Genomic DNA, 12923 nt, shown 5'->3' with positions numbered 1-12923 from the left:
GACAACGACGCAATACGCAAGCCTAAAACGGCATCCCCATCATTTTCGACAGGCGATCCACCGACAGATAGCCGGCGTGATAGGCGGCAAGCCCCGCGGCAAAAATGATTATCGAGATGATCGTGGTCCAGACCAGCTTGCGCCGCATCCCCGTCAGAACGGGTGCGCCGGGGTCGGTGCCGGGCGCGCCGAGGCCATCCTCGTGCTGGCTGCGCACGCCGAATGGCAGTGTCAGAAACAGCGCGATCCACCAGATGACGAAGTAGATCGCGAGCCCAGTTGAGATTTGATAGGCCATGATCCGGCTTACGCCTGCTCGATTTCGACCAGCGCGCCGGAAAAGTCCTTCGGGTGCAGGAACAGCACCGGCTTGCCGTGAGCTCCGATCTTCGGCACGCCGTCGCCGAGCACCCGCGCGCCCTCCTTCACCAGCGTGTCGCGCGAGGTGATGATGTCGACGACCTCGTAGCAGACATGATGGATGCCGCCGTCGGCATTGCGCTCGAGGAATTTTGCGATCGGCGAGGCCTCGCCGAGCGGCTCGATGAACTCGATCTTGGTGTTGGGGAGCGTCGCGAACACGGTGGTGACGCCGTGCTCCGGCAGCGGCACGGCCTCCGAGATCTGCGCGCCAAACGCCGCACCGTAGATCCTGGCCGACTTGACGGCGTCCCTGGTCGCGATCGCGACGTGGTTGAGGCGACCCAGCATGTTTCTTCTCCCTCAGCGCATGATCCGGACAACCGCGGAGCGACATGCCCGCGGGATCATGCCGATATACTTATACCGTCAGGACGTGGACCAGACAGGGGGGCTTTTTGCCCCAATGTTCGTTGATGACCGCCCGGACCGCGCGGCGCACCGATTCAGCCAGCGCGTCCGGATCGCGGCGGCGCGCCTTCGGCAGGCCTTCGATCGTGGACATCACCGCGTCGAAGACGATGTCGTCGAAGGGCTCGCCGGAGCGGTTCTTCTCGGGAATGCCGACCAGATCGACCTCGGGCTCGTCGGCGAGCTCGCCCTGCGCGGTCATGGCGATGGCGACGAAGGCGCAGCCCGAGAACGCCATGCGGCGGCGCTCGACCACGGCGCGGGACTTTGAATCCTCGAGGATGGTGCCGTCCTTGTAAAGCCGGCCCGACGGCACCTCGCCGACCACGCCGGGATCGCCGGGGCCGAGCTTGACGAGGTCGCCGTTGCGAATGACCAGCACGCGCGGCACGCCGGCGGCGCGCGCAAGCTTGGCATGCTCGTTCAGGTGCAAGGCCTCGCCATGGACGGGGATCAGCAGTTGCGGCTTCACCCAGGAGATCATGTCGCGCAATTCGTCGCGGCGGGGATGGCCGGAGACGTGGACCAGGTGGTCGCGGTCGGTGAGAACCTCGACGCCCTGCAGCACCAGATTGTTGATGATCGAGCCGACCGCCTTCTCGTTGCCCGGAATGGTGCGCGAGGAGAAGATCACGCTGTCGCCGCGGTTGAGCGTGATCTCCGGGTGGTCGTCATTGGCGATGCGGGCCAGCGCCGCGCGGGACTCGCCCTGGCTGCCGGTGCAGAGCGCCAGTACCTTGTCCTGCGGCAGGTGGCCGTAGACCTCGGGCGAGCGGAAGTTCTGCACGCCGTCGAGAAAACCGGTCTCGCGCGCGACCTGCACCACGCGCTCCATGGCGCGGCCGACCACGACGACCTCGCGGTCGGCGGCCTTCGCTGCGTCAGCGACAGCCTTGATGCGCGCGACATTGGAGGCGAAGGTCGTGACCGCGACGCGGCCTTTTGCCGATTTCACCAGATCGATGATGGTGCGGGCGACCTCGGCTTCCGACGGCGAACGGCCGTCGCGCACCGCGTTGGTGGAATCGCCGATCAGGGCGAGCACGCCCTCCTCGCCAAGTTCGCGCAACCGCTTCTCGTCGGTCGGACGTCCCAAGGTCGGGGTCGGGTCGATCTTCCAGTCACCGGTGTGCAGCACCACGCCGGCGTCGGTGTGGATCGCCAGCGCATGCGCCTCCGGAATCGAATGCGCAACGGGGATGAATTCGACGTTGAACGGGCCGACATCGATGCGGCCGCCCGACGGGACCACGGTCACGGGGATCACGGGCGCATTGCGCTCGGCGGCGCATTTGGCCTCGAACAGCGCGGCGCTGAACTGGGTCGCGTAGATTGGACATTTCAGCTTCGGCCAGAGATCGATGATGGCGCCGAAATGATCCTCGTGGGCGTGCGTCAGCACGAGGCCCATCAGGTTCTTGCGCTCCTTCTCCAGGAACGAGATGTCCGGCATGATCAAATCGATGCCGGGCAGATGCTCCTCGTCGCCGAAGGAGACGCCGAGATCGACCGCGAGCCAGGACCGCTGGTGACGGTTGCCGAGGCCGTAGACCGACAGGTTCATGCCGATCTCGCCGACACCGCCGAGCGGCGCAAATACCAGTTCGTCGGGCCTCGCCATCACGCAGCTCCCATCGAACGGGCCGGGCCGAAGAACACCTCGCCCGCCGCGACCGGCACGAGCCGTCCCTCCGCGGTGCGGACGATCAGGCAGCCGCTGTCGTCGATCGTGTCGAAAACGCCTTCCAGCACCATGGTCCCCGTCTGGATCGCGACCGGCTCGCCAAGGCGGGCGGCGCGCTCCAGCCACAGCTTACGGATCTCGCCAAAGCCTCGGCCATTGTCCCAGAGGCCACGGAATTCGACCCAGGCGTCCGAGAGCGCCGAGAACAGCTCCTCCGCGCTGATCTGGACGCCGAGGGCTGCCAGCGACACGGCTGGCGTCGGCGTACCCTCGGGCGCCGCCACGATGTTCGTGCCGATGCCGACCACGATGGCCAGGCGATCGCCGATGATCTCGGCTTCCAGGCCAATGCCGACCAGCTTCTTGCCGTTGGCAAGGACGTCATTCGGCCATTTCAGGGTGTAGCGGGGCCTGTCGGGCCCGAGCCGCATCGCGGCTTCGAGGCTCACCTTCTCGAGGGCGGCCTCCTCGGCCAGCCCGGCGGCGAAGCCGATGGTGGCAGCCACTGCAGGCGCAACGTCGAGAATTTCGAGGACGCTGGCGGCGAGATTGCCCTTTGGCGCGATCCAGGGACGCTGGCGGCGGCCGCGTCCGGCCGTCTGCTCCGATGTGACGAACCAGATCGGGCCGCGCTCTCCGGCGCGTGCCGCTTCGATGGCGTCGGCATTGGTCGAGCCGGTCCGCTCAAGGGCGACGAGCTTGTAGCCCGCCGCGATCGCGCGAGGACCGAGCGCGAACCCCATCCTAGAACAGCGACTTGGCGGCGGCGGAGGCGACGCTCACCACCGGCCCCGCGAACAACGCGAACAGGATGTTGAACAGGCCAGCGACCGCCAGCACCGTCTTGACCTCGACCCTGACAGGATCGACCTGTCCGGCCGGCTCGTCGAAATACATCGTCTTCACGATGGTGAGGTAGTAGTAGGCGCCCACGACGCTTGAGAGCACGCCGATCACGGCGAGCGTGAACAAATTCGCCTTGATGGCGGCGACGAAGACGTACCATTTGGCGAAGAAGCCGGCGAGCGGCGGAATGCCCGCGAGCGAGAACAGCAGCATCGCGAACATGAAGGCGAGCAGCGGATTGGTGCGGGAGAGACCGGCGAAATCGCTGATCTGCTCGACGGCCTGGCCGTTGCGCTTCATGGCGAGGATGATCGAGAACGAGCCGAGCGTCATCGCGACATAGATCACGATGTACATCAGCACGCCCTGCGCGCCCTCGACGGTGCCGGAGGCGAGGCCGACCAGGGCGAACCCCATATGGCCGATCGAGGAATACGCCATCAGGCGCTTGATGTTGCTCTGGCCGATCGCCGCGAACGAGCCCAGCGCCATCGAGGCGATCGCCACGAACACCAAGATCTGCTGCCACTGCGAGACGATGCCGGGGAACGCGGTCAGCGTGACGCGGGTGAACACGGCAAGCGCCGCGACCTTCGGCGCGGAGGCGAAGAAGGCGGTGACCGGGGTCGGCGCGCCCTCGTAGACGTCGGGCGTCCACATGTGGAACGGCACGGCCGAGACCTTGAAGCAGAGGCCGGCGAGCAGGAACACCAGGCCGAACACGAGGCCGACATTCGAGACGGTCGCCGCCGCGGCGATGCCGGTGAAGCTGACGGTGCCGGTGAAGCCGTAAACCAGCGACGAACCGTACAGCAGCATACCCGAGGACAGCGCGCCCAGCACAAAGTACTTCAGGCCAGCTTCGGTCGACTTGGCATTGTCGCGGTTGGAGGCTGCCACGACGTAGAGCGCCAGCGACATCAGTTCGAGGCCGAGATAGAGCGAGATCAGATCGCCGGCCGAGATCAGAACCATCATGCCGAGCGTCGAGAGCAGCACCAGGATGGCGTATTCGAAGATTCGGCGCGACGGATCGGCCAGGAACTCGGTCGACAGGATCAGCGTCACGGCCGAGCCGACCAGCGCCAGGATCTTCATGAAGCGGGCAAAGTCGTCGACGATGAAGCTGCCGCCGAACGTCACCTGCTTGCCCGCGGGCAGCGTGTATTCGAGCACCCCGACCACGATCAGCAGCAGCACGGCGAGCGTGGTGACCGCGCTGGTGGTCCCCTGCCCGCGATAGGCGCCGAGCATCAGAAGCGCCATGGCGCCGATCGCGAGCACGAGCTCGGGCAGCACCGGCGCCAGTTGATAACCTGCAGTCGTAATGCTCATGGCGATATCCTGACCTGCCCGATCACTGGAGCAGTGCGGCGGCCTTCACGGCCGTCACAGCGGTGTTGTAGTTATTGACGAGTTGCTGGACCGAGGCGGCCGACATGTCGAGCACCGGCTTCGGATAGACGCCGAACAGGATCGTCAGCGCGATCAGCGGGAACAGCGTCACGCATTCGCGCAGCGTGAGATCCTTCATGCTCATCAGCGTCGGCTTGACCAGCGCTCCGAACACCACCTTGCGGTAGAGCCACAGCGCGTAGCCGGCCGACAGGATCACGCCCGACGTGGCGAAGAACGCGGTCGGGATCGAGACCTTGAAGGTGCCGAGCAGCGTCATGAACTCGCCGACGAAGCCCGACGTGCCGGGCAGACCGACATTGGCCATGGTGAAGACCATGAAGGTCAGCGCGTAGAGCGGCATCCGGTTGACGAGGCCGCCATAGGCCGCGATCTCGCGGGTGTGCAGGCGGTCGTAGACGACGCCGACGCAAAGGAACAGCGCGCCGGAGACGATGCCGTGCGAGATCATCTGGAACACGCCGCCGGCGACGCCCTGCATGGTGCCGGCGAAGATGCCCATGGTGACGAAGCCCATATGCGCGACCGACGAGTACGCGATCAGCTTCTTCATGTCCTCCTGCATCAGCGCCACAAGCGAGGTGTAGATGATGGCGATCGCCGACATGGTGAAGATCAGCGGCGCGAAGTCGTGCGAGGCCAGCGGGAACATCGGCAGCGAGAAGCGCAGGAAGCCGTAGCCGCCCATCTTCAGCAGGATCGCGGCGAGGACCACGGAGCCTGCGGTCGGCGCCTCGACGTGCGCGTCGGGAAGCCAGGTGTGCACCGGCCACATCGGCATCTTCACCGCGAACGAGGCGAAGAAGGCGAGCCAGGCCCAGGTCTGCAACGACCGCGGCACGGCGGTGTGCATCAGGGTCGGGATGTCGGTGGTGCCGCCGTTCCAGTACAGCGCCATGATGGCGAGCAGCATCAGAACCGAGCCGAGCAGCGTGTAGAGGAAGAACTTGAACGACGCGTAGACCCGGCGCGGCCCGCCCCAGACGCCGATGATCAGGAACATCGGGATCAGGCCGCCTTCGAAGAACAGGTAGAACAGCACGAGATCGAGCGCGGAGAAGGTGCCGATCATCAGCGTTTCCAGGATCAGGAACGCCATCATGTATTCGCGGACGCGGTTGTTGATCGCCTTCCAGCTCGCGATGATGCAGAACGGCATGATCGCGGTGGTCAGGATCACCAGCGGCAACGAGATGCCGTCGACGCCCATGTGGTAGGTGATGCCGGTCGCAAGCCAGCTCGCCTTCTCGACGAACTGGAAGTCGGCATTGGCAGGGTCGAAGCGCATGACCAGGAGCACCGACACCGCGAAGGTGATCAGCGTGGTCCACAGCGCGATCCAGCGCGAGTTGCGCTTGGCCGCCTCGTCGTCACCGCGGCTCAGGTAGACGATGATCGCGCCGACCAGCGGCAGGAACGTCGTGACCGAAAGGATGGGCCAGGTTGTCATTTACTGGCCTCCAAAGCCGAACATGAACCAGGTGATCAGCCCGGCAGCGCCGATCAGCATGGCGAATGCGTAGTGATAGAGATAGCCGGTCTGGATCTTCACGACGTTGCGGGTGATATCCAGCACGCGGGCCGAGATGCCGTCGGGGCCGAAGCCGTCGATGATGAAGCCGTCGCCCTTCTTCCAGAGCTGGTAGCCGATCCACTTCGCCGGACGCACGAAGATGATGTCGTAGAGCTCGTCGAAGTACCATTTGTTGAGCAGGAACTTGTACAGCATCGGCTGCGTGTTCGCGAGCTCGACCGGCAGATAGGGCTTGCGGATGTAGAAGGTGTAGGACACCAGGAAGCCGCCCACCATCATCACGAAGGGCAACCAGCCCAAGAGATGTGGCATGTGCTCCATATCCTCGAGGATATGCGGGTTCATCTTCACGGACTCGCGGAAGAACTCCTCCACGCCGTGCGGACCCGTGAACAGCTCCTTGAACGGGAAGCCGGCCAGGACCGAGCCGACGGCCAGCACGCCGATCGGGATCAGCATCCAGATCGGGCTCTCATGCGCGGCTTCGTAGTGCTCCTGGTCGTGGGGCTCGCCGAAGAAGGTCTTGAACACCAGACGCCAGGAATAGAACGAGGTCAGGCCGGCGGCCACGATGGTCATGATGTAGGCGTAGGTCGAGAACGGGTTATGCGAGGCATAGGCCGCTTCGATGATCGCGTCCTTGGAGAAGTAGCCGGCGAACAGCGGAAAGCCGGTCAGCGCCAGCGTGCCGACGGTCATCACCGCGAACGTGTACGGGATCTTCTTCCAGAGACCGCCCATGTTGCGGATGTCCTGCTCGTGGTGCATCGCATAGATCACCGAGCCGCTTCCCAAGAACAGCAGCGCCTTGAAGAAGGCGTGCGTGAACAGATGGAACATGCCGACCGAATAGGCCCCTGCTCCCATCGCCACGAACATGTAGCCGAGCTGCGAACAGGTCGAATAAGCGACGATGCGCTTGATGTCGTTCTGGACGAGACCGACTGTCGCCGCGAAGAACGCGGTGGTCGCGCCGAAGAACATCACGACGGCCTGGGCGTTCGGAGCAAGCTCGAACAGCGGCGACAGGCGCGCCACCATGAACACGCCGGCGGTGACCATGGTCGCGGCGTGGATCAGCGCCGACACCGGCGTCGGGCCTTCCATCGCATCCGGCAACCAGGTGTGCAGCAGGAACTGCGCAGACTTGCCCATCGCACCCATGAACAGCAGGAGGCACGTCAGGGTCAGCGCATCGGCATGCCAGCCGAGGAAGTCGATGGTCTTGCCGGTGAGGCCCGGCGCGGCATGGAAGATGGTCTCGAAATCGGTCGAGTTCGTCAGCATGAAGATCGAGAAGATGCCGAGCGCGAAACCGAAATCGCCGACGCGATTGACCACGAAGGCCTTGATGGCGGCAGCATTCGCCGAGGGCTTCTGGTACCAGAAGCCGATCAGCAGGTAGCTCGCCAGGCCGACGCCTTCCCAGCCGAAGAACAGCTGCACGAGGTTGTCGGCCGTCACCAGCATCAGCATGGCGAAGGTGAACAGCGAGAGGTAGCCGAAGAAGCGCGGCCGGTTCGGATCCTCGTCCATGTAGCCGATGGAATAGAGGTGCACGAGCGAGGAGACCGTCGTCACCACCACCAGCATCACCGCGGTGAGCGTGTCGACGCGCAAGCTCCACCAGACCTCGAGGTCGCCGGAGAAGATCCAGGGCAGCAGCTGGATGCGGGCGTCGTGGCCGTTGAAGCCGACATCGACCAGCGTCATCCAGGACAGTGCGGCCGAGACGAACAGGAGGGCCGTGGTGATCAGCTCGGCGCCGCGCGAGCCGGCGGCCGCCGGCTCGGCCGGGCCATGGCCGTGGTCGTCGTGGGCGTGATCGTCGTGACCATGGTCGTCATGGGCGGCCGACGCATGCGCATCGCCGTGGCCGTGATCGCCGTGATGCTCGACCTCGTCGCCCGAGGGGTTGCGGCCATGCGCGCCGGCGAGCGCGATCAGGCCGGCCAGAATGGCGCCCAGCAGCGGCAGGAAAACGATTGCCTGAACCATTTGAGAGCTCAGCCCTTCATCAGATTGACGTCCTCAACCGCGATCGAGCCACGGTTGCGGAAATAGACCACCAGGATGGCGAGACCGATCGCGGCTTCGGCGGCCGCGACGGTCAAGACCAGCAGCGCGAAGACCTGACCGACGATGTCGCCGAGGAAGGTCGAGAATGCCACCAGGTTGATGTTGACCGAGAGCAGGATCAGCTCGATCGACATCAGGATGACGATGATGTTCTTGCGGTTCAGGAAGATGCCGAGGATGCCGAGCGTGAACAGGATCGCGCCGACCGCCAGATAATGTCCGAGCCCGATCGTCATTTCACCCACTCCGCCGCATCCGCGTCCGAGAGCCCCTGCCCCGGCGCCACCTTGCGCATCGCCATCGCCATGTCGGGCGTGCGTGCGTTCTGAACGTTGATGTCCTGCCGCTTCACGCTCGCCTTGTGGCGCAGCGTCAGCACGATGGCGCCGATCATGGCGACCAGCAACACCATGCCCGCGAGCTGGAAATAGTGGATGTACTTCGTATAGAGCACCAGCCCGAGCGCCTCGGTGTTGGAGACGTTGGCCGGGATCGGCGCCGTAATCGTCTTGCTGACGCCGGGATTGATGACCCAGGCGCCGACCGTGAGGAGCAGCTCGAACAGGAAAATGCCGCCGATCACGACACCGACCGGCAGGTACTGGATGAAGCCTTCGCGCAGCTCGAGGAAGTCGACATCGAGCATCATGATGACGAACAGGAACAGCACCGCGACCGCGCCGACATAGACCACGATCAGCATCATGCCGAGGAATTCGGCACCCATCAGCACGAACAGGCCGGAGGCGTTGACGAAGGCCAGGATCAGGTACAGCACGGAATGCACGGGATTGCGCGAGACAATCACCATCACCGCCGAGGCGACGCAGATGCCGGCGAAGAGATAGAAGAACAGCGCGGGAAGGATCATGTTCTCATCTCACCGGTAAGGCGCGTCGAGCTCGATCGCTTTCGCGATCTCGCGTTCCCAGCGGTCGCCGTTGGCGAGCAGCTTGGCCTTGTCATAGAACAGTTCCTCGCGGGTCTCGGTCGCGAACTCGAAGTTCGGACCTTCGACGATGGCGTCGACCGGGCAGGCTTCCTGGCAGAGGCCGCAATAGATGCACTTCACCATGTCGATGTCGTAACGCACGGTACGGCGGGTGCCGTCGTTGCGGCGCGGGCCGGCCTCGATGGTGATGGCCTGCGCCGGGCAGACCGCCTCGCACAGCTTGCAGGCGATGCAGCGCTCTTCGCCGTTCGGATAGCGGCGCAGCGCATGCTCGCCGCGGAAGCGCGGCGAGATCGGGCCCTTCTCGAACGGATAGTTCAGCGTGGGCTTCGGCTGGAAGAAATAGCGCATGGCGAGAAAGAACGCCGAGACGAATTCCGACAGGAGAAGCGAGCGTGCAGTGGCGTTGACGTTGATACCCATGACGGCCCTCACTTCGGCGCGATGCCGGCGAATTGCAGCACGCCGGCTACCACGACCACCATCGCCAGCGACAGCGGCAGGAACACCTTCCAGCCGAGGCGCATCAGTTGGTCGTAGCGGTAGCGCGGCACGATCGCCTTTGCCATCGCGAACAGGAAGAACATGAAGAACAGCTTCAGCGCGAACCAGATGATCCCCGGCACCCAGTTGAAGGGAGGCAGGTCGACCGGCGGCAGCCAGCCTCCGAGGAACAGGATGGTCGCCATCGCGCACATCGTGACGATCGCGACGTACTCGCCGAGCATGAAAAGCAGATAGGGCGTCGAGCCGTATTCGACCATGAAGCCGGCGACGAGCTCGGATTCCGCTTCGACGAGGTCGAAGGGCGGACGGTTGGTCTCCGCCAGCGCCGAAACGTAGAACACCACGAACATCGGGAACAGCGGCCAGACGTACCAGTTGAGGATCGTCAACTGCGGCAGCCCGATCAGGCTGGCGAGGCCGCGGACATGCTGGGCCTCGACCACGGCCGAGAGGTTCAGCGTGCCGGCGCAGAGCAGCACCGTGATGATGACGAAGCCGATCGAGACTTCGTAGGACACCATCTGCGCCGCCGAGCGCAGCGCGGCCAGGAACGGGTACTTCGAGTTCGACGACCAGCCGGCCATGATGATGCCGTAGATCGACAGCGACGAGATCGCGAAGATGAAGAGGATGCCGACGTTGATGTCGGAGATCACCCAGCCGAGATTGGTCGGGATCACCGCCCAGGCCGCAAGCGCGAGCACGCAGGACACCAGCGGCGCCAGCAGAAACACGCCCTTGTTGGCGCCGGCCGGAATGATCGGCTCCTTCAGCACGAATTTGAGCAAGTCGGCGAAGGACTGGAACAGGCCCCAGGGCCCGACCACGTTCGGGCCGCGTCGGATCTGCACCGCCGCCCAGATCTTGCGGTCGGCGAGCAGGATGTAGGCGATCGCGACCAGCAGGACGACGAGAACCAGCACGCTCTCCGCGATCATGATGATCAGCGGCCAGAGGAAGCCGGTCCAGAATGCGCTTTCGAAGAATTCCATCGCCTCACTCCGCTGCGGTCAGCATCTGCCCGGAGGCAAGCCGCGAGCATTCCGCCATCACTGCGGACGCACGCGCGATTGGGTTGGTCAAATAGAAGTCCTCGATGACAGCCTTGAGAGGCGCCTTCTCCGGCGAACCGCCCTTCCCCGCCAGCTTCTTGATCTGGTCGGCGGTGCCGGCCTCGATCTGGTCGAGACGGATCAGATGCGGCACGGCCTTGAAGATCGCCTGGCGCAACGCGGACAGCGAGTCGTAGCCGAGCTTCTTGCCGAGTGCTTCGGAGAGCGCACGGATGATCGCCCAGTCCTCGCGGGCTTCGCCCGGCGGGAACGCGGCACGGCCAGTCATCTGAACGCGGCCTTCGGTATTGACGTAGATCGCCGACTTCTCGGTGTAGGCGGCCGCCGGCAGGATCACGTCGGCGCGATGCGCGCCGCGGTCACCATGGGTGCCGATGTAGACCACGAAGGTGCCATCCGGCGCCTTGACCTCGTCGGCCCCCAACAGGAACAACAAATCCAGCGTGCCGAAGGTGGTCATCTGCGCGGCGTTGAGCCCGCCCGCACCGGCAACGAAGCCAATGTCGAGTGCACCGACGCGCGAGGCGGTCTCGTGCAGCACGCCAAAGCCTTTCCAGCCGTCCTTCACCGCGCCGACGTCGAGCGCGAGCTTGGCGGCGGCGGCGAGAATAGCGGCGCCGTCGTGACGCGAGGCCGCGCCCGCGCCGACCAGGATGATTGGATTCTTGGCGTTCTTCAGCAAGTCCATGTAGGAGTGCTTGCCGGCCGCGAGCTCACCGAGCGTCTCGGTGCCTGCGCCGAGATGATCATAGTCGTAGGTGAGATCCGCCTTGGCGCCGATCACGCCGACCTTGAAGCCGCCGGCGCGCCAGCGCTTACGGATGCGGGCGTTGAAGACGGCCGCTTCCTTGCGCGGATTGGCGCCGATGATGAGCAGCGCATCCGCCTGCTCGACGCCAGCGAGCGTCGGATTGAAGATGTAGGAGCCGCGGCCGAGCGCGGGATCGAAGGCGTCGCCGCCCTGCACCGCCAGATTGGCCGAGCCGAATTTTGCAAGCAGATCCTTCACCGCGAACATCTCTTCGACGCCGGCGAGATCGCCTGCGATCGCGCCGATGCGCTTGCCGTCGGTGCGCGCCGCCTTGGAGGCGATCGCCGCAAAAGCTTCCGGCCAGCTCGCCGCCCGCAGCTTGCCGGCTTCACGGATATAGGGACGGTCGAGGCGCTGGGTGCGCAGACCGTCGACGACGTGACGGGTCTTGTCGGAGATCCACTCCTCGTTCACGGCCTCGTTGATGCGCGGCAGCACGCGCATCACCTCGCGGCCGCGTGTGTCGACGCGGATTGCCGATCCAACGCCGTCCATCACGTCGATCGACTGGGTCTTGCCGAGCTCCCACGGACGCGCCGCAAAGGCATAAGGCTTCGAGGTCAGCGCACCGACCGGGCAGATGTCGACGAGATTGCCCTGCAATTCCGACGTCAGCGCGTGCTGGAGATAGGTCGTGATCTCCATGTCCTCGCCGCGCCCGGTTGCACCCATCTCGGGCGCGCCGGCGACTTCCGCCGAGAAGCGGACGCAGCGCGTGCACTGGATGCAGCGGTTCATCGAGGTCTTGACCAGCGCGCCGAGATACTTGTCCTCGACCGCGCGCTTGTTCTCGGCGAAGCGGCTGGTGTCGACACCATAGCCCATCGCCTGGTCCTGCAGGTCGCACTCACCGCCCTGGTCGCAGATCGGGCAATCCAGCGGATGGTTGATGAGAAGGAATTCCATCACGCCTTCGCGCGCCTTCTTCACCATCGGCGAACGCGTCGAGATCTCCGGCGGCTCGCCCTTCGGGCCCGGACGGCAGTCGCGCACACCCCAGGCGCAGCTCGCGACCGGCTTCGGGCCGCCCTTCACCTCGACGAGGCACATCCGGCAATTGCCGGCGATCGACAGGCGCTCGTGATAGCAGAAGCGCGGAATCTCGGCGCCGGCCGCCTCGCACGCCTGAAGCAGCGTGTATTCGGCGGGGACATCGATCTCTTTGCCGTCGATGATGAGCTTGGTCATGT

12 protein-coding genes are annotated in these 12923 nt (G+C 64.8%); all 12 read right to left on the bottom strand.

Annotated features, from left to right (window positions below; genetic code table 11):
• Positions 1–22 precede the first annotated feature (22 nt).
• A complete protein-coding gene (locus XH90_RS17485; protein ID WP_194475616.1) occupies positions 23–298 on the bottom strand; it encodes a DUF1467 family protein in 276 nt (91 codons plus the stop codon).
• 8 nt (positions 299–306) lie between these two features.
• A complete protein-coding gene (mce, locus tag XH90_RS17480; RefSeq protein ID WP_194475615.1) occupies positions 307–711 on the bottom strand; it encodes a methylmalonyl-CoA epimerase in 405 nt (134 codons plus the stop codon).
• Between the two features lie 70 nt (positions 712–781).
• Positions 782–2452 (bottom strand): ribonuclease J, encoded by a 1671-nt coding sequence (locus tag XH90_RS17475; protein ID WP_194475614.1) that lies wholly within the window; start codon positions 2450–2452, stop codon positions 782–784.
• Positions 2452–3258, bottom strand: a complete 807-nt coding sequence (locus XH90_RS17470; protein ID WP_194475613.1) for a biotin--[acetyl-CoA-carboxylase] ligase — start codon at positions 3256–3258, stop codon at positions 2452–2454. Before XH90_RS17470 ends, XH90_RS17475 begins: the two co-directional genes overlap by 1 nt.
• 1 nt (position 3259) lies before the next feature.
• A complete protein-coding gene (gene nuoN, locus XH90_RS17465) occupies positions 3260–4696 on the bottom strand; it encodes an NADH-quinone oxidoreductase subunit NuoN (protein ID WP_194475612.1) in 1437 nt (478 codons plus the stop codon).
• A gap of 22 nt (positions 4697–4718) precedes the next feature.
• Positions 4719–6227, bottom strand: coding sequence for an NADH-quinone oxidoreductase subunit M (locus tag XH90_RS17460; protein WP_194475611.1), 1509 nt, complete (start codon positions 6225–6227; stop codon positions 4719–4721).
• On the bottom strand, positions 6228–8309 hold the full coding sequence (gene nuoL, locus XH90_RS17455; protein ID WP_194475610.1) for an NADH-quinone oxidoreductase subunit L: 2082 nt from the start codon (positions 8307–8309) through the stop codon (positions 6228–6230). It abuts the gene before it with no gap.
• Between the two features lie 8 nt (positions 8310–8317).
• On the bottom strand, positions 8318–8626 hold the full coding sequence (gene nuoK / locus XH90_RS17450; protein WP_008547737.1) for an NADH-quinone oxidoreductase subunit NuoK: 309 nt from the start codon (positions 8624–8626) through the stop codon (positions 8318–8320).
• A complete protein-coding gene (locus XH90_RS17445) occupies positions 8623–9261 on the bottom strand; it encodes an NADH-quinone oxidoreductase subunit J (RefSeq protein ID WP_194475609.1) in 639 nt (212 codons plus the stop codon). The genes nuoK and XH90_RS17445 overlap by 4 nt, the downstream gene beginning before the upstream one ends.
• A 9-nt stretch (positions 9262–9270) precedes the next feature.
• Positions 9271–9765 carry an NADH-quinone oxidoreductase subunit NuoI gene (nuoI, locus tag XH90_RS17440; protein WP_191093171.1) on the bottom strand — a complete coding sequence of 165 codons (495 nt, stop codon included), beginning with the start codon at positions 9763–9765 and terminating at the stop codon, positions 9271–9273.
• 8 nt (positions 9766–9773) lie between these two features.
• A complete protein-coding gene (gene nuoH / locus XH90_RS17435; protein WP_194475608.1) occupies positions 9774–10841 on the bottom strand; it encodes an NADH-quinone oxidoreductase subunit NuoH in 1068 nt (355 codons plus the stop codon).
• Between the two features lie 4 nt (positions 10842–10845).
• Entirely contained in the window at positions 10846–12921 is a 2076-nt protein-coding gene (nuoG, locus tag XH90_RS17430) for an NADH-quinone oxidoreductase subunit NuoG (RefSeq protein WP_194475607.1), read from the bottom strand.
• Between the last annotated feature and the right edge of the window lie 2 nt (positions 12922–12923).

The organism is Bradyrhizobium sp. CCBAU 53338 (assembly GCF_015291665.1).
GTDB lineage: Bacteria > Pseudomonadota > Alphaproteobacteria > Rhizobiales > Xanthobacteraceae > Bradyrhizobium.
This window is presented reverse-complemented; position numbering and strand designations above follow the sequence as displayed.